The organism is Natrinema ejinorense (assembly GCF_002494345.1).
Lineage (GTDB): Archaea > Halobacteriota > Halobacteria > Halobacteriales > Natrialbaceae > Natrinema > Natrinema longum.
In genome coordinates this window covers 501,314-517,828 of record NZ_NXNI01000001.1, presented here as the reverse complement: position 1 = coordinate 517,828, position 16,515 = coordinate 501,314, and the positions used below count along the sequence as shown (strand labels likewise).

At 65.6% G+C, this 16,515-nt stretch carries 20 protein-coding genes; 12 read left to right on the top strand and 8 right to left on the bottom strand.

Going from position 1 to position 16,515, the window contains the following annotated elements:
- Window positions 1-6: 6 nt before the first annotated feature.
- The 3 genes from CP557_RS02780 (at window position 7) to CP557_RS02765 (ending at window position 2,850) form a co-directional block, all read left to right on the top strand.
- Window positions 7-771, top strand: a complete 765-nt coding sequence (locus CP557_RS02780; protein WP_097378498.1) for a DUF7001 family protein — start codon at window positions 7-9, stop codon at window positions 769-771.
- A 340-nt stretch (window positions 772-1,111) separates the two neighbouring features.
- Window positions 1,112-1,522: an acyl-CoA thioesterase gene (locus CP557_RS02775; protein WP_097378497.1), complete on the top strand. Its 411-nt coding sequence runs from the start codon at window positions 1,112-1,114 to the stop codon at window positions 1,520-1,522.
- A 458-nt stretch (window positions 1,523-1,980) separates the two neighbouring features.
- Window positions 1,981-2,850: a universal stress protein gene (locus tag CP557_RS02765; RefSeq protein ID WP_097378495.1), complete on the top strand. Its 870-nt coding sequence runs from the start codon at window positions 1,981-1,983 to the stop codon at window positions 2,848-2,850.
- Window positions 2,851-2,929: 79 nt separating this feature from the next.
- Here the strand turns inward: CP557_RS02765 and CP557_RS02760 are convergent, their stop codons facing one another.
- The 3 genes from CP557_RS02760 to CP557_RS02750 all read right to left on the bottom strand — a co-directional run bounded on the left by CP557_RS02760 (window position 2,930) and on the right by CP557_RS02750 (window position 5,023).
- Window positions 2,930-3,217: an amphi-Trp domain-containing protein gene (locus CP557_RS02760; RefSeq protein WP_097378494.1), complete on the bottom strand. Its 288-nt coding sequence runs from the start codon at window positions 3,215-3,217 to the stop codon at window positions 2,930-2,932.
- A 204-nt stretch (window positions 3,218-3,421) separates the two neighbouring features.
- Complete coding sequence (locus tag CP557_RS02755) at window positions 3,422-4,108, bottom strand: class I SAM-dependent methyltransferase (RefSeq protein ID WP_097378493.1); 687 nt, start codon at window positions 4,106-4,108, stop codon at window positions 3,422-3,424.
- Between the two features lie 15 nt (window positions 4,109-4,123).
- Window positions 4,124-5,023, bottom strand: a complete 900-nt coding sequence (locus tag CP557_RS02750) for a thiamine-phosphate synthase family protein (RefSeq protein WP_097378492.1) — start codon at window positions 5,021-5,023, stop codon at window positions 4,124-4,126.
- Window positions 5,024-5,147: 124 nt separating this feature from the next.
- On the opposite strand from CP557_RS02750, the gene CP557_RS02745 reads away from it, so the two are divergent.
- From CP557_RS02745 to CP557_RS02740, 3 genes are read left to right on the top strand one after another with little or no spacing between them, the layout of a single operon-like run.
- Window positions 5,148-6,386, top strand: a complete 1,239-nt coding sequence (locus CP557_RS02745) for an HD domain-containing protein (RefSeq protein WP_097378491.1) — start codon at window positions 5,148-5,150, stop codon at window positions 6,384-6,386.
- Window positions 6,383-6,526, top strand: coding sequence for a hypothetical protein (locus tag CP557_RS22390; protein ID WP_169924327.1), 144 nt, complete (start codon window positions 6,383-6,385; stop codon window positions 6,524-6,526). The genes CP557_RS02745 and CP557_RS22390 overlap by 4 nt, the downstream gene beginning before the upstream one ends.
- Window positions 6,527-6,531: 5 nt before the next feature.
- The gene (locus tag CP557_RS02740; RefSeq protein WP_097378490.1) at window positions 6,532-7,578 is read left to right on the top strand and encodes an amidohydrolase family protein; all 1,047 of its coding nucleotides are present in this window, start codon (window positions 6,532-6,534) and stop codon (window positions 7,576-7,578) included.
- Window positions 7,579-7,674: 96 nt separating this feature from the next.
- Here CP557_RS02740 and CP557_RS02735 read toward each other — a convergent pair whose 3' ends face one another.
- The 4 genes from CP557_RS02735 to CP557_RS02720 all read right to left on the bottom strand — a co-directional run bounded on the left by CP557_RS02735 (window position 7,675) and on the right by CP557_RS02720 (window position 10,119).
- Window positions 7,675-8,214, bottom strand: a complete 540-nt coding sequence (locus CP557_RS02735; protein WP_394340595.1) for a gamma carbonic anhydrase family protein — start codon at window positions 8,212-8,214, stop codon at window positions 7,675-7,677.
- A complete protein-coding gene (locus tag CP557_RS02730; protein WP_097378489.1) occupies window positions 8,211-8,495 on the bottom strand; it encodes a DUF3006 family protein in 285 nt (94 codons plus the stop codon). Before CP557_RS02730 ends, CP557_RS02735 begins: the two co-directional genes overlap by 4 nt.
- 6 nt (window positions 8,496-8,501) lie before the next feature.
- Window positions 8,502-9,521, bottom strand: coding sequence for a ComEC/Rec2 family competence protein (locus CP557_RS02725; RefSeq protein WP_097378488.1), 1,020 nt, complete (start codon window positions 9,519-9,521; stop codon window positions 8,502-8,504).
- Window positions 9,522-9,723: 202 nt separating this feature from the next.
- Entirely contained in the window at window positions 9,724-10,119 is a 396-nt protein-coding gene (locus CP557_RS02720) for an OsmC family protein (RefSeq protein WP_097378487.1), read from the bottom strand.
- 132 nt (window positions 10,120-10,251) lie between these two features.
- Between CP557_RS02720 and CP557_RS02715 the strand changes: the two genes are divergently transcribed.
- Both CP557_RS02715 and CP557_RS02710 read left to right on the top strand, forming a co-directional pair.
- Entirely contained in the window at window positions 10,252-10,446 is a 195-nt protein-coding gene (locus tag CP557_RS02715) for a hypothetical protein (protein ID WP_097378486.1), read from the top strand.
- Between the two features lie 12 nt (window positions 10,447-10,458).
- On the top strand, window positions 10,459-11,058 hold the full coding sequence (locus tag CP557_RS02710; protein ID WP_097378485.1) for a metal-dependent hydrolase: 600 nt from the start codon (window positions 10,459-10,461) through the stop codon (window positions 11,056-11,058).
- Window positions 11,059-11,126: 68 nt separating this feature from the next.
- On the opposite strand, the gene CP557_RS02705 is transcribed toward CP557_RS02710, so the two are convergent.
- Window positions 11,127-11,855, bottom strand: coding sequence for a metal-dependent hydrolase (locus tag CP557_RS02705; protein ID WP_097378484.1), 729 nt, complete (start codon window positions 11,853-11,855; stop codon window positions 11,127-11,129).
- A 324-nt stretch (window positions 11,856-12,179) separates the two neighbouring features.
- On the opposite strand from CP557_RS02705, the gene CP557_RS02700 reads away from it, so the two are divergent.
- From CP557_RS02700 to CP557_RS02685, 4 genes are all read left to right on the top strand, one after another.
- On the top strand, window positions 12,180-12,443 hold the full coding sequence (locus CP557_RS02700; protein WP_097378483.1) for a hypothetical protein: 264 nt from the start codon (window positions 12,180-12,182) through the stop codon (window positions 12,441-12,443).
- A gap of 90 nt (window positions 12,444-12,533) precedes the next feature.
- Complete coding sequence (locus CP557_RS02695) at window positions 12,534-14,741, top strand: DHH family phosphoesterase (RefSeq protein WP_097378482.1); 2,208 nt, start codon at window positions 12,534-12,536, stop codon at window positions 14,739-14,741.
- A gap of 125 nt (window positions 14,742-14,866) precedes the next feature.
- A complete protein-coding gene (locus CP557_RS02690; RefSeq protein WP_097378481.1) occupies window positions 14,867-15,334 on the top strand; it encodes an SHOCT domain-containing protein in 468 nt (155 codons plus the stop codon).
- Window positions 15,335-15,672: 338 nt separating this feature from the next.
- Window positions 15,673-16,482, top strand: coding sequence for a helix-turn-helix transcriptional regulator (locus CP557_RS02685; RefSeq protein WP_097378480.1), 810 nt, complete (start codon window positions 15,673-15,675; stop codon window positions 16,480-16,482).
- Window positions 16,483-16,515 lie beyond the last annotated feature (33 nt).

Below are 16,515 nucleotides of genomic sequence, written 5' to 3'. Positions count from 1 at the left end.
TTTCGCATGGTCGAGCGAATCATCTGCTATCGCGCGCCGTCGACGGTCGCCGAGGTCGACGAGGTCGCCGACTGGCTGGGTGCGCGGATCGACGCGGACGTAGCCGTCCGCGACCGGTTCCTCGCTGTCCACCGCACCGACGACCTCCCGGAACGCTTCGCCGAGGCGCGCGTCCCCTCGCCCTACGAGCGCGAAACCGGCACCACGATGCTGGGGACGATCCGGTACGAGGAGCGCGCCCTCGAGCACCCCGAACGGGAGGGCGGCGTCCTCTACGACGGCGTGGGGATCCAGCGGGCACTCAACGCCGCACTCCCCGAAGACGAACGGGGCCTCGAGACGCTACACGTCCCGATCCTCGATCGGGCCATCGGAACGTGGGGCGACCACGACGGCCGCTGGCACAAGCGCGTCACCGTCCTCGGACAGCCGGGACTCGTCTCGGTGCCCGGCCTCTACGAGGCCCCCGCGAAGCCCGAGGCCTACTACAAGGAAAAGCAACGACACGCCCTCCTCTCCGGCGACGCCCCGCCGCGGGAGGTCCTCGAGAATCAGGTCGAGGGCGACTTCCTGGTCGAGGACGACCCGCGAACGACCGACGCGCTGAAAGGCTACGTCCTGCAGACGTACCACTACCTCGAGACGGGCGAGGCGTTCTGTGATCGGGAGGTGTGTCGGCTGTTCAACGCCCACTACCACGAGGAGTTGATCGACGCACAGCTTCGCGAGCCGGCGTTTTGCACCGAGCACGCGCGATTATACGAGGTGTAAGTCGCACCGCTGGATCGCTCGAGTCCGGTGGCGTGCGCTGAATCGCGGCGGGCGACGGCTCGGAAGACGCGTCACGTCTTTCGGTGGATGAGAGCGCGACGAGTGGGGGTAAACGGCGTGAATCCCCTCGAGTCGCGAACGAATCGGCTGGGGAGGACGCGGCACGCCCCTGTTGCCACGAGAGCAGGGCGCTCGTTCCATTCGGTCCCGTTCTCGCTCTCTCCACTCCGTTCTCGTGGCTCCCCCGAGTAGCGCCCGCCTCGCCCAGCGTACGCCCGAGCAGCGTCTCCACAATGGAATCGGTGCGTACTTTTGTCCCACTCGTCTTCGACAACGTACAATGAGTGCTGAGTTTACCGTCGACGTACCCGTTCGCTTCCGCGATCTCGATCCGATGAACCACGTCAACCACGCCGTCTACGCGAGCTACCTCGAGGCCGGCCGGACCGCCTACCTCCGGGACGTGGCTGGACTCGCCGAGGAGGAGATTTCCTTCGTCATCGTTTCCCTCGAGATCTCCTACGAGCGGCCGATCACCAAGGGCGACGACCCCACGGTCGCGCTCTCGGTCACCCGGCTCGGCGACTCGAGCTGTACGATGGACTACGAGGTCCGCGTCGACGGCGACGTGGCGGCGACGGCCGAGACGACGATCGTCCACATCGACCCCGAGACGGAGCGTCCGAGCCCGATTCCCGACGCGATGGCCCAGCGGATTCGGGAGTACGAGGGGCTCGAGGTCGTAGCGTGATCGGTCAGAACGGCGGGATACCGCTCGTAGTACTCGGGTCGACCGTCGGGGGTGTCGTAAAACGAACTGAAAGTAACAACTGCAACGGTTTACACACTGATCGCACAGCCGTCGTGCGATCAGGTGCACAGTGGCCTGCGGTGGCTACTATAACCGGCTCGTCTCGTCCGGTTTTCGGAGGACCGACCGATACGTAGGCGTGCAAGCCAAACGCCAGAGTTTCTGGCAGATATTGGTTAGATTCGCCGAGCCGTGTGAGATATGCGCTGTGTATCTCGCGCGGACACAGGTCACGATTGTGGATACGCATGGCGAGACGGATTTCGACCGAGACATGACGGGTGGCGTGGGTATGGAGATCGCTCAAACGGTTACCAGTTCCGGTGGTGTGTGTTCGTGAGCCGAAATCCGGTGGGTGACAAACCATTTGACGGTGATTCACGTAGTTACTCGTACATATGTACGAGGACATTCTGCTCCCGTTCGACGGAAGCGATGGTGCTGCGGAGACGCTACATCACGCTGCTGAGATCGCACACTGGGCCGACGCCACGATCCACGTTCTGTTCGTCGCGGATACGACACGCGATAGCGTCACCGTCGTCGAAACACGGGTCGTTGACGCACTTGTTCGGGAAGGCGAGGGCATCGTCGAAGAAGCAGAAAAGACACTGGACACACTCGGTGTAGACTACGATTCCGACGTCGTCCAGGGGAATCCAGCGCCGACGGTCGTCGAATACGCTGAGCGATACGACCACGACCTGATCGTAATGCCGACGCACGGTCGGGAGGGAGTGTCACGATACCTCATCGGAAGTGTCACGGAGAAAGTCATCCGTCTGTCTTCCGTCCCCGTTCTGACGGCACGGATGCAGCCCGATGAACGATTGGCGTTCCCCTACGAGGACATCCTCCTACCGACCGACGGGAGTGCTACTGCAACTCGTGCCGCCGAGCATGGACTCTCGTTCGCAGCGGCTCTCGATGCGACTGTTCACGTGCTGTCTGTCGTCGACGATACGTCGCTGGGACTGGACGTTCGCTCGACTGTTTCGGGACGGAACAGTGAACAGGCTGGGACCGATGCCGTTGACGAGCTCGTGTCCGAGGCGGAGACACGCGGCATTTCGAACGCTGTCCGGTACGTCGAACGCGGATCCCCGATCGAGGTGATACTCGACACTATCGAATCGAACGATATCCACGCCGTCGTGATGGGAACGACCGGGAGGCGCGGAAGTGATCGAATACTACTCGGGAGCGTCGCCGAAAAGACCGCCCGCTCAGCGCCGGTTCCCGTCATCACAGTTAGACACGACGAGTAACTCGAACGGAATGGCGTTATTTGGATCCTCAGTCCGTGTTCGGTTTCAGCGGCTCTGCCCCGTACACGGCGCTCGTTTGTTACTCGATTTCTAGCTGGCCGCTCCCGCTATCACCCTCACTGCCGTTCTCGTCCCACTCGAGTTCGAACTCGATACTCAATGCACCGGATCCTCCTGTCGGCCCCTCACGTTCGGCTTTAACCTCGAACGTCGTACGAGCCGGTGGCTCCATCGTCACGGACTCGGCCCCCGATGTTAGCGTGATCGGTTCCCCTTGTTCCAACTTCTCGGCGACACGGCGAAGATACGCGGCGATCTCCTTTCGACTCTGATCGCGTTCCGATTTGAACAGCACTTCTTCGGGCATGGATCGATACACACTGCCGATACTGATAACTGTACTCTACTGTCGGAATCGTTCCGCTGAATAGCCGCTCTGTGTTCAGCACGCTGTTTTTGCCGGCTATCGGAGAGGGAGATCGCCACTCGAGTAACGCCGTCGTCTGTACTGACCGACTCTCTGAGAGCACGACGGGAACCGAGAAGCGTTCGATGACGGTCCGAGGACTCGTTACTCGAGTCGCCCGCCGGTCAGCCGGACGACGCCGAAGACGTGGGTTTCGTCCGCGACGGCGACGGCGCGCTCGCGGAGGCGGGCGTGTGCGGCGTCGATCTTCTCGTCGAGACGCACGTGGGGGGCGTCCGTGTAGCGAAGTTTCGCCGTCGGCGGCGTCGAAAGGACGACGATCGCCCGGAAGACGGCGTTGACCGGCGGTGCGTACCACGCCTCGCTTCGGGCGGCGTTCGCGAGGACGACGGTGCCGTCGGGACCGACGAGGTCACACCAGTCGTCGACCGCGCCGGCCGGGTCCGCGAGCATCCCCACGACGAACGTCGCCAGCACGGCATCGATGGCTCCGTCCGTTGCCGTCGAGACGGACGCATCGACCGGCGGCCGCGTCGCGTCCCCCTGCAGGACGTGGACGTTGTCGTCGTCGGCAGTCGCGGCTCGCGCCCGCTCGAGCACGGGTCGGGTGAAATCGATCCCGATCACGGTCCCCGCTGGGCCGACCTGCTCGCGGAGATACGGAAGGTTCGCGCCGGTCCCACAGCCCATCTCGACGACGGTGTCGCCGGGCTCGAGGCGGCAAGCGGCAGCCGCCCGTCGACGCAGGCGGGCGATCCCCGGCGTCTCGCGCGCGATCAGGTCGTAGAGGCGGGCCCAGCGGCCGTAGAACTCCTGTGTGGATTCGGCCATCGAGTACTCACCACATTAGACGAGCGAGCGAATCGTCTCCGCGACCGACTCCGCGTCCGGCCCGAGGACGTAGATCAGCGGCTCGATCCCAATCCCGCCGGTCTGGTAGAGCACCGTCGCGTCGCGTTCGTCCTCGATCGCCGCGCCGACGCTCGAGGCGACGTCCCCGGACTCGTCGAATTCGGCAGCGACGTGGCCCCGCTCGATCAGTTCGTCGACCAGTTCGGGCTCGTAGGTGATGTTGATCGCCGCCGTGGCAGCCCCACCGTGTCGGCGCGCAGCCAGCAACACTCGAGCGACGTGTTCGGAGACGCCGAACTCGGGATCCGCCGGGACGGTCGTCCGACCCTTGACGTCGAAGATCCGCCCGGGGACGCCCGCGACGTCGTCGACGTCCTCCGCATCCGGGATGCAGGCGACCAGGTTCGATCCGACGGCGGGGATCAGCCCCGTAAATCCGCTCGTGGTCTCGAGCATGCCCAACCCGCGCCGGAGCGAGGAGAGGACCCGTTCGCTGGTCCGGAGGTCGCTCTCGGGGTCGTGCACCCGGAAGCTCGAGCCGTGATCGGCGAGTTCCGGCACCGCCTCCTCGTGGAGCTGTGCGAGGAGGTCACCGCCGGACTCGAGGTCGCGGATCAGGATCTCGAGTTCGATCAACGCCTGGACCGGCGAGACCTCGCCGGCCGCTAGCCCCGTTCCGAGCGCGTCGACGAGGTCCTGGACGCGCTCGTCCGCGGCGATGCGATCGTTGACGGTCACCTCGCCGTGGGCGTATTTCGAGACGGCACTCTGGCTGATTCCGAGCACCTCGGCGACCTCGCTCTGCGTGAACCCCCGATCCCGGAGATCGCCGGCGAGGAGCGACCGGACGGTCGGAAGGAACTCGTCTACGACGATTTCTTCGACGAATTGCATTCGTTGCTCGAGCGTACGGCAGGCGAGGGGATAACTTGTCGGGGCCGACGATCGACCGCTCTCCCGACCCGGAGACGCGGCTCTCGGACGACGGTTTTTGTGGGAACGGGCCCAATGGCGACCAATGAAGATTATCAAGGACAGCGTCCACGACCACATCCAGGTCGATGGCGTCGCTCGCGACCTCCTCGATACGCCGGCGGTACAGCGGTTACGCCACATTAGCCAGCTCGGCACCGTCTCGGTGGTGTATCCCTCCGCGAACCACACTCGCTTCGAGCACAGTCTCGGCGTCTATCACCTCGCCTGCGAAGCCCTCGAGCAACTCGGGGTCGAGGGGAAGCGAGCCGAGCGCGTTCGCGCTGGGGCCTTGCTCCACGACGTCGGCCACGGCCCCTTCAGCCACAACCTCGAGTCGCTGACCTACCGCCGGACGGGACGCTACCACGACGACGTACACGACCTGCTCGCGGACGGGGCGGTCGGCGACGTGTTGCGAGCGCACGACCTCGAGCCGGCAGCGGTCGCGGATCTGGTCGCCGGTGAAGGCCGGTTCGGCCAGCTCGTGTCGGGCGAACTCGACGTCGATCGGATGGATTACCTGGTTCGGGACGCCCACCACACCGGCGTTCCCTACGGAACGATCGACCACGGCCGACTCGTCCGGGAGCTCACGTTCGCCAACGGCGAACTCGTTCTCGACGAGGGGAACGTCCAGACCGCCGAGAGCCTGCTGGTCGCGCGGGCGCTGATGAACCCGACCGTCTACAGCCACAGCGTCGCCCGAATCAGCAAGGCGATGCTTCGGCGAGCGTCCGAACGGCTGCTCGACTCCCCTGCCGCGGCTCCCGACGCCGAGACGCTCCAGCGGATGGACGACCCGGATCTGATCGTCGCGTTACGGTCGTGTGACGCGACCAGCGAGTTCTCCCGACGGCTGGACCACCGCGACCTGTTCAAACGGGCGGTGTGGGCCGAGATCGACGACGTTCCGGGCGGAATCATCGAGTCCGATCACGGGACCATCCGCGAGTTCGAACGCGAGATCGCTGCCGCGGCGGCGGTCGATCCGGAACACGTGATCCTCGACGTGCCGAGTCGCCCGTCGATGACGGAGTCGACCTCGCGCGTGATGGTCAACGGCGAGATCCGTCGGCTCGACCAGCAGTCGCCGCTGGTCGAGGCGCTGCGTGCAGCCCAGTACTCCCAGTGGCGACTCGGCGTCTACTCGCCGCCCGACCTGCGCGATCGGGTCGGCCGAACAGCCGTCGACACCCTCGGCCTGGATATCGACGGTGCGCTGGTCAGCGACGTCCGAAACGGGCTCGACGCCACGCTGGATCAGTTCCTCGAGGACGGATGACGTCGCCACTCGAGCTCGTTCGCCCCCGCTCCCCGGATCGCCGTCCGTCCGAACTGCTCGAGATCGCCGACGGTTCGGACCGCGTTCTCGTCCGGGATCGACCTCACCCCGAACGGTTGAAGGGACTGACCGCGAACTGACGCGTATGGAACGAACGGGGACCATTCTCCGGGGCCGCGAGTTCGAGCCCGTCGAGGGGCGAGTGGTCATCGACGACGACGGCCGCATCGAGGCCATCGAAGAAGTAGCAGTCGAGAGCGACGACATCGTTCTCCCGGCGTTCGTCAACGCTCACACCCACATCGGCGACTCGATCGCCAAGGAAGCCGGCGGCGGCCTCACGCTCGAGGAGCTCGTCGCCCCGCCGGACGGGCTGAAACACCGACTGCTCCGGGATGCGTCTCGAGACGAACTCGTGGACGCGATGACCAAGTCACTGCGGTTCATGCAACGCGCCGGCACGGCCGCCTGTCTGGACTTTCGCGAGGGCGACGTCGCGGGCGTTCGCATGCTTGAGGACGCCGCTGACGGGCTCGGGATCGACTCCCTGTCGTTCGCTCGCGGATCCGTCGACGCGATGTATGCGGGCGACGGGTTCGGCGCGAGCGGGGCGAACGATGCGAACTTCGATCGGGAACGAGAGGCGACCCGCGAGGCGGGGAAACCCTTCGGCATCCACGCCGGCGAGGTCGACGAAAGCGATATCAATCCGGCCATGGACCTCGACCCGGACTTCCTGGTGCACATGGTTCACCCCAAACGGGTCCACTTAGGGCGGCTCGCCGACAGCGAGATCCCGATCGTCGTCTGTCCGCGCTCGAACCTCGTGACCGACGTCGGACTGTCGCCGTACGAGGAACTCCACGAGCGGACGACGCTCGCGCTGGGGACGGACAACGTGATGCTCAACTCGCCGTCGATGTTCCGAGAGATGGAGTTCCTCGCGAAGCTCTCGACGCTCCCCGCCGACGAGATCCTCCGGATGGCCACGATCAACGGTGCCGAGATCGCGGACCTCGAGTACGGGCTGGTCGAACCCGGACGGGAGGCACGGCTGCTCGTCCTCGATGGCGACTCGAACAACCTCGACGGAGCACGGGATCCGGTCCGGGCCGTGGTTCGCCGAGCGGGCGTCGACGACGTTCGCGAGGTCGTCTTCGGTGCGGACGCCGCCGGCGAGCACGTCGAGTGAGCCGATCACGGCGTCAGACGGACTCCTGTCAGTCAGTGACGGCACAACCGCAGGGCGGGTCGCGGGTGCGTCGGTTCGTCGGGACAGGGGACCGTCTCAGTCGATGCGTTCCGACGTCTCCGCGTGTTCTTTCGCGAGTTCGACGTAGCGATCGGCCGTCGCCTCGAGGGCCGGGTCGTCGATCTCGGTTTTCGGTTCCGCGGGCGTCCCGGCGACGAGCGTGGATGCCGGGACCTCGGTGTCTTCGGTGACGACGCTGCCGGCCGCGACGACCGCCCCCTCACCGACGTGAGCGCCATCGAGGACCACCGCGTTCATGCCGATCAGCGCGCGCTCGGCGACGGTGGCGTTGTGGACGATCGCGCTGTGACCGACCGTCGCGTGGGGCTCGAGTGTGGCCGTCTCGTGGAGGACGGCGTTGTCCTGGACGTTGGCTCCCTCGCCGACGACGATCCGCCCGTGATCGCCACGAAGGGTAGTGTTTGGCCAGACGCTCGCGTCGGCTTCGACGACGACGTCGCCGATGACGACCGCGGCGTCGTCGACGTACGCGGAGTCGGCAACCTGGGGTTCGGTCCCGTCGAACGATCGTAGCATAACCGTTGGTGGCTCGAGAATCGTCTTGAAACTGCTCATTCGTCGGTTCGATCCCGATCCGACAATCGCTCGGAAAGTCGGTCGAACCGCTCCCGGGTCGATTCCCGCCGCTCCCGTTCGATGTCCGCGCGATAAGTCGTCTCGCGTACTGTCCCCGCGTCGGTGACCGTCTCGAAGACGGCACCCTCGTGTCGGCCGTCTTCGGGCAGGCGCTCGAGGGCGACGAGTTGCTCGTCGATCACGTCGCCGTCGTCCTCCAGCAGGAGGACCGCCGTCTCGTCGATGATGCGATCGACGACCCCGATGTGAGTGTCGCTCATCGGTTCTCACCCCCCAATAGGAGTGGCAGCGCCATCAATCGATGGCCGGTCGCGGTCGACCGCTGGCCCCTCGAGTGCGGACTGCGTCTCCGTTCGCTCGAGCAGGGCACCCGGGTCGGTCGGCGCGTCGCGTTCCGTGTCGACCGAGATATCGCTCCCGTCGCTCGTGAGGACGATATCGCCGTGAACGCCCGTCCAGTATGTCTCGATCCCCCGGTCGTCGAAGGCCTCGAGGACCTCGTCGTGTGGATGGCCATACTGGGAGTCGTGCGCGCTCGAGACGATCGCAACGGCGGGATCGACGGTCTCGAGGAACGGTGCGCTCGAGGAGGTCGACGAGCCGTGATGGCCCGCCTGGTAGGCGTCGGCCGCGAGGTCGTCGCCGTGGTCCTCGACTACCCGTCGTTCAGTTTTCGCGCCGATGTCGCCGCTCGTCAGGTACGTGAACCCGCCGAACGCAACCGACAGCACGACGCCGTTCTCGTCGACGCCATCTCCCTGCCCGTCCTCGGGCGGGTTCAGAACGGTCGCCTCGAGGGCGTCGTCCTCGAGAGGCAGGGTATCGCCCGCGACGACCTCGAAGAGCCGGACGTCGTAGGCCTCGATCGTATCGAGATAACTGTCGTAGGTCGCCGTCGTGTGGGGAACGCCGGAATCGTAGGCCGCGCCGACTCCCTCGCCCTCTTCCTCGAGATATTCGATGACCTCGGGGTGGCCGCCGATGTGATCGGCGTGGCCGTGAGTCGCGACCAGATGATCGATCCGCTGGATATCGCGGCTCTCGAGGTAGTCGATGACCGCCTGTCCGTCGTCGCGGTACGAACCCGTATCGATCAGGATCGTCTCGTCGGCGGGGGTAACGACGAGCGTCGAGTCGGCCTGCCCGGCGTCGATGTGGTGGATCTCGAGGTCACCGCTGACATCGCTCGTCGGCGAGGCGGTGCCGCTCGAATCGTCGAACCCGCTGCTACAGCCCGCGAGGACGAGTACTCCGGCGACCGCCACGACCAGCGCGGTTCGTCGCATCGTGTTCCGGCCCGAGGCACCCTGTGGATATGTTCGTTTTGGCCCACACGAGGGTCTGAAAGTGCTTTTTTCTAACACATTGCGGCCGGGTCGATGGGCATCATTGGAAGCCGGCCGACGGTGCCCAGTGGGTGAAAAAGGGACGGGACCCACCACCCCCCATCGCAGGTATCCGGACCGCTCGGAGTCGGCGTCGCCGCTCTCAGAACGCGTTGCCCTCGAAGCTCGCGTCGGCGTGGAGGCTCTCTTTGAGCGCGTCGTGGACCTTGCAGAGTTCGAACGCGCGCTCGAGGATCTCCTCGCCGGTCTCGTCGTCGACGTCCGCCTCGACGCGGATGTCGAACGCGACCGACTCGAGTTTGTCGTCGTCGTTGAGTTCGCCGCTGGTTTCGATCTCGATCCGCCCGAGGTCGTCGGCCCCGCGCTGTTGGCCACCGACCCGCAGCGCGGGTACGTAACAGGAGCCGTACGCCGCCAGCAGCGTCTCGAGCGTGTCGGGAGCGTCCTCGCCGTTGGCGTCGATCGTCGTCTCGAAGTCCCGAATCTCGTTCGTCGCGCTGTACCCCTCGTCGGAAACGGTAGTGACCTGTTTCGCCATGGCAGTCGAGACGTCCACGAGCGGTGCTGTAAACGTTTGGTGGCGAGCGCCGTCCTCGGAATGGCACGGGTACCACGCCCTGCGTTTGCAGCGCGATCCGATTTGTCGGTCCCGACGGAACCCTCGTGGACGATGACGACTCTCGACAGGCAGTCGGCGACCAAGCTCAGCATGATTTCGACGGTGATAGACGGCGTGATCGAGTTCCGGCGCGGGCATCGAAAGAGCGGCGTGTTGCTCCTCGGGGCAGCCGCGCTCTCGTCCCGAATTCCCGGTCTCGGGACGGCCGCCTCGCTATTACTCCGACTGATTCGGCGACTCCGCTAGCTCGAGCGATCGATGGTCGACGTCACTGGCCACCTCGGGATGGCGCTGTTGTTCGCCGCGCCGGCGTGGATGGTCTGGGGGCGACGCGGCTCCCTCGCATTCACGGGATTTGCGTTAGCGACGGCGATGCTCCCGGATACCGACTTGGTCCTCCAGGGGTACCTCCCGGTCACCCACCACGGGGTGACCCACACCGTCCTGTTCGTCGTTCTGATGAGCATCCTGGCGGGGGTACTCGCTGCCAGGTACCTCACCGACTGGTTCAACGCCAACCGCAGGATCCGAAGCTCCGAAATCGCGGGCGAGACGGTGTTCGTCTTCGCGACGGCGGGATTGATCGTCGGCGGAATCAGCCACCTGTTTGCTGACATCCTGTCCGCACCCGATATCGCGGCCCCGCTCTCGCCGTTCTGGCCCGTCTATTCCGAGGCGATAATCGTCGACGTCATCTACTACGACTCGCCGATCTGGAATTTCGGACTGCTTGCCGTCGCCGTCGGCCTCCATCTGATGCTCGCTCGACACGAGCGGTACCCACTCGAGACGCGCTATCGGATCGGTGCCCGAACGGAGACCGGCGAGCGCCGGTACAGTGCGCCGAGTGAAGAGTAAGGCCCCGCGGGAGACGCTTTCGTCCGCTCGAACCGTCGAAAGCCGTCCGTTCTATCCGATATCGACGCTCAGGACTCGAGTTCGAACGGCTCGTCGGCCTCGAGGGCGTGGACCGCGGCGTCGCTGCCGGTCCCGCGAACCTCGCTGGCGAAGTCCTCGGGATCCTGCTCGATCGGCGGGAACGTATCGTAATGCTGTGGGAAGGCGTGATCGACGTCGAGCCAGTCGACGGCGATGGCTGCCTGCATCGGCCCCATCGTGAAGTGGTCGCCGATCGGCACCGTGGCGGCATCGGGCTCGAGGTACGGGCCGATGACCTCGCGCATCTCGGTCATGAGGGACGTATCGCCCGCGTTGTAGAACGTCGTCGACTCCTCGTCGCTGACCTGCGTCGGTTTGGTGTCCGAGATGACGAAGCCGGCCGGCATCCCGCCGCTCGCATCGTTTTCGGTCATGATCCCGTTCGTGTGGTCGGCACGGGTCATGGTGACGTAGGCGTCGCCACACTCGACGGTCCCCCCGAGGTTCATCCCCATCCCGCCGACGGCGTCCTCGAAGCCGAACTCGTCTTCACAGTAGGAAACCAGCTCCGGCGTCGCGACCAGCGTCGCGTCGGCAAACTCGCCCGCGTGAGCGATGTGGTCGGCGTGGCCGTGTGTCAACAGGACGTAGTCGGGCGTCTCGAGGTCGGCCGGTTCGAGGTCGGTCTGTGGGTTGTCGAAGAACGGGTCGATCAACAGGGCCGTTTCCCCAACGGTGACGTGCCACGTCGAGTGGCCGTGCCAGGTGAGTTCCATAACCACCCGTGCGTTTGTGCGAATCCACCATAAAAGTGAGCGGGGTCGTCGACCTCCGATCTGCGGCCGCCAACCCGGTTTCTGACGCACTCGTAGTGAAATCAATGATCGATTGTCGGTCCAGGGCGGACGTGTACGATCACCAATATTTATACGTTCGTACTCGGTACGACCGGATGCCGCAAGCGCCCTGACACATCACGCATGCGGTCCGGGATCGCATCCCGTTTGGCGACCCACCACTGCGGGACTCGCGTCCGCGCGCAGTCGCCGCACTGGCCGGCGATGCCGTGCCGTTTTTTACCCGGGGTCCGTACGACACCCATGCTCGCACTCACGCTCGAGGAGTTCATGGTAGAGCTAAACGACGGCGCGATCAAGAACGTCGGTCCGAACAACAAGGCGGCGACGGTCAAACTGTTCGACGTCGACTCGGCCGAGGCCAGGGAGTTCGGCGACAAGCGACTGAAACTCGTCTTCGAGGACGAGGACGACAACGAGATCCAGGTGTCGCTGTTCCCGGAGGACGTTCGGGAACTCGTCGACGATATCGAGTCGCTCGAGGAGGATTCGCCCGTTTTCGACTGACGGCGGCGCTCTTTCGCGGGTGGAACCGTGGCTCGTGTGGCGAACGCATTTCGACAACAGTTTTAGGGCGAAACCGCTTGGTTCGAGTAGATGGGTAACTGTATCATCTGCGGCACACCCGTTGACGGCGAGATCTGTGAGAGCCACGAGGAGGATGCCGTTTTCGAATTTCGCGGCACGTCCGCCTCGCAGCTTACGCCCGGTCGCTACTACCGGGGAACCGTCGACGGCTACGCCGACTTCGGTGTCTTCGTCGACATCGGAGACCACGTCACCGGCCTGTTGCATCGAAGCGAACTCGACCAACGACTCGAAAGTCTCGACTGGGAACCGGGGGACGACGTCTTCGTCCAGGTACTCGACGTTCGGGACAACGGCAACGTCGACCTCGGCTGGTCGATCCGCCAGCGCGAACGCGAGTTCCGCGGCCACCTGATCGAAACGGCCGACGACGAGCACCGTCCCGAGGACGTCGACGACGAATCGACTGACGACGAGTCGGCGACGGAGACGGCCGACGAAAGCGACCGGGAGCCGACCGACGACCGCGCGGCCAAAGCCGGCGAGTTGCAGGCGGCCGCCGAGGAAACCGAGCCCGCGTCCGAACCCGAGACCGAGTCCGTCGACGAGGGACAGCCTGCGGCCGCGGAACCCACCGGGACAGTGACGAGCAGCGGCTCCGTCGCGACCGGATCCGCCGCCGCCTCGGCGCCGGCAACCGACGATGCCGCCGACGCCGAATCCGAGGCCGAATCGGAACCCACGCTCAAGCGGACGACCATCGACGCCATCGAGAATCAGGTCGGCAGCGTCGTCCGCCTCGAGGGCGAGATCACCGGCGTTCGCCAGACCAGCGGCCCGACGGTCTTCGAACTGCGCGACGAGACCGCGACCGTCGAATGCGCGGCCTTCGAGGAAGCCGGCGTTCGCGCCTACCCCGACGTCGAACTCGACGACGTCGTCGCCCTGGAGGGCGAGGTCGAACGCCACCACGGCGACTTGCAGGTCGAAACCGAATCCCTCGACATCCTCGACGGCGAGGAGCGGGAGACGGTCGTCGACCGCCTCGAGAGCGCGATCGAACGAGAGGCTCGCCCGGCCGAGGTCGCGTTGCTGGCCGACCACGAAGCGGTCGCAGCCGTCGAAGACGGCATCGCCGACGCGGCGACCGCGATCCGACGGGCCGTCATGGAAGCACGGCCGATCGTCGTCCGCCACGGTGCGACCGCGGACGGCTACGTCGCCGGGGCGGCCATCGAGCGCGCCGTCCTCCCGCTGATTCGCGAAAAACACACGCGCGAGGACGCGGAGTACCACTACTTCGAGCGCCGCCCGCTCGACGGCCGCGTCTACGACATGGACGCCGCCACCGGCGACGTCACCTCGATGCTCGAGGCCCGCGATCGCCACGGCGAACAGCTGCCCCTCGTCGTGTTGGTCGACGCCGGTTCGACCGTCGAATCCGTCGACGGCTACGACCTGCTCTCGGTGTACGACGCCGACTCGCTCGTCATCGACGACAGTCGCGCCGACGAAGAGGTCGCCGACGCCGTCGACGTCGCCGTCGCACCGTCGCTCGCCGGCGCTGACGTCACCGACGTCACCTCGACCGCACTGGCTACCAACGTCGCCGCCCACGTCAACGACGACGTCCGTGCCGATCTGGAACACCTCCCCGCGGTTAGCTACTGGGAGAACACGCCCGAGGCGTATCTCGAGCTCGCAACCGAGGCCGGCTACGACGAGACCGGCGTCTCCGAGCGCCGCGAAGCCGTCGCGCTCGAGGCCTACTATCAGTCGTACAAGGACAAACGCGAACTCGTGATCGACCTGCTGTTCGGCGACGGCGAGGAGTCGGATCGGCCGCGAAACGGCGACCTGGCCGCCCACGTCTCCGAACAGTTCCGCGACAAGCTCGAGACCGAACTCGAGACGGCTCGCGAAAACCTCACGGTGGAAGGCGTCGACGGCGTTACCGTCTCCGTGCTCGACACGGACGCCTTCACCCACCGGTACAACTTCCCGACGACGATCCTGCTGCTGGACGCGCTCCACCGGACCGAACGCGACCGGGCGGACCCACCCTACGTCACGCTCGGCGTCGGCGACGACGAACTCCACGTCCGCGCGACCGAACCCGTGAACGTGCGCGACCTCGGTGACGCGATCGCCGAGGGCGTTCCCAACGGCGGGGTCAGCGTCGTCGGCGGTCAGGACGGCCACGTCGAGTTCCTGCCCGGCAAACGCGATGCCGTTCGGGAGGCCGCACTCGAGGCGCTCGGCGAGACGCTCGCGTAGGGCTCGCTCTTCTCCGTCGGCCGCTGGGTGCCAAGCGACAGCGCCGTGGGTCGTCGGCGGCCGGGACCGGTGAGCCAACACCCCGGACCATCAACGTCTTTCCACGTCCGAGCGAAAGGAATCGTATGAGTGCAAGCGAGGGAACGGATCACCGACGAGATGCGGACGATCCGTGGACGCGACTTCGCGAGAACGTGGTCGGCATCGTCTCCCTGCTCGTGACGGCGATCTGGCTCGGGGGGCTGCTTACCGGTCAAACGTGGTGGCTCCCCGTACTGGTCGTCGGCTACGCCGTCGTTCTCCCGGTCGTCGCAATTCTGTTTGGCGACGAGACGGAGGGCCACGAATGGAGCGACGAGTCGGAGAGGACGGAATCCGACCCGACGAGGACGGATTCCCCCAGCGATGCGGGTGGCACGCGCGACGCGCTCGAGACGCTCCGCGAACGCTACGCTGCGGGCGAGTTGACCGACGAGCAGTTCGAACGGAAACTCGAGCAACTGCTGGGGACGGAAACCGTCGAGGACGCCCGGGAGTGGACCCGGGAGGGCAATCGGGAACGCTCCGACGATCGGGAGCGCGAGTACGAGTGAGCGAGTCCCCGCTGATGCGGACGCCCGAGGCGTTCGTGGTGGGTGCCCAGTACCCCCCGATGGGGCGATCCAACTCGTCGTCGGCGAGTCGGCGACCGTCTTCCAACGATGAGGCCCGTTCGGTGGCATCGAAACGGCACGATCGCTCACTCGCGTCGCGACGAACTGTAGACCGACCGAGGTTCGATGGACGCGATAGTTTCGTCGCCGTCCTCGAGCGCGTCGACGATATTCGAGGCGTCGTCCGAAGCCCGCCGCCGATTCGGCGCCTTTCGGTCACGAGCGGACGGCCGACGGCGGGGGAGCATAGCTATAGTGCTGGCACGTGTACGATTACCATGCTTCTAGATACCAAAGGCTCGCCCCTCGACGACATCGAGTTCCTCGCACGGTCGGAGCACCGCGTGACCACGCTCGAGACGCTGGCGAGGAGTCCCCAAAGCCGGGCGGACCTCCGGGAGCTAACCGATGTCTCCCAGTCGACGATCGGGCGAACGCTGCGCGAGTTCGAGGACCGCCACTGGATCCGCCGGGAGGGACACCAGTACGAGGCGACACAGCTTGGAGCCTTCGTCGCCTCGGGAATGCGAGAGCTAGTCGAACGGATCGAGACCGAACAAAAGCTCCGCGACGTCTGGCAGTGGCTTCCGGCCGAGGCGAGCGGATTCACGATCGAAATGGGATCCAACGCGGTCGTGACGGTCGCGGAGGCAGACGATCCGTACCGCCCGGTGAACCGGTTCGAGTCGCTGCTCCGGGAGACGGACCGGTTTCGGTTCGTCGGGTTCGACCTGGCCTTGCTCGAACCGTGTAAGGAGGAACTCGCCCGCCGAATCGTCGACGGGATGGACACGGAGATCATCGACCCACCACACGTAGCCAGGCACATCCTCTCGACGTACCTAGAACACCGTTCCGAACCCCTCGAGAACGGGAATGTTTCGGTCTGGCTACACGACGAGCTGCCCCCCTACGGGATCGGGATCTTCGATCGGCGAATCGGAGTCAGCGGCCACGATCCCGAGAGCGGAGCGGCTCGCGTGCTGATCGATACCGACGCGCCGGCGGCCCGCGAGTGGGCGGACTCGACCTACGAGTCGTATCGCAGTGAGGCCCGGCCGCTCCGGGTCGAACGGATCGGAGAGTGAATCGGACGGCTGTCGTCGACGTAACCGATACCT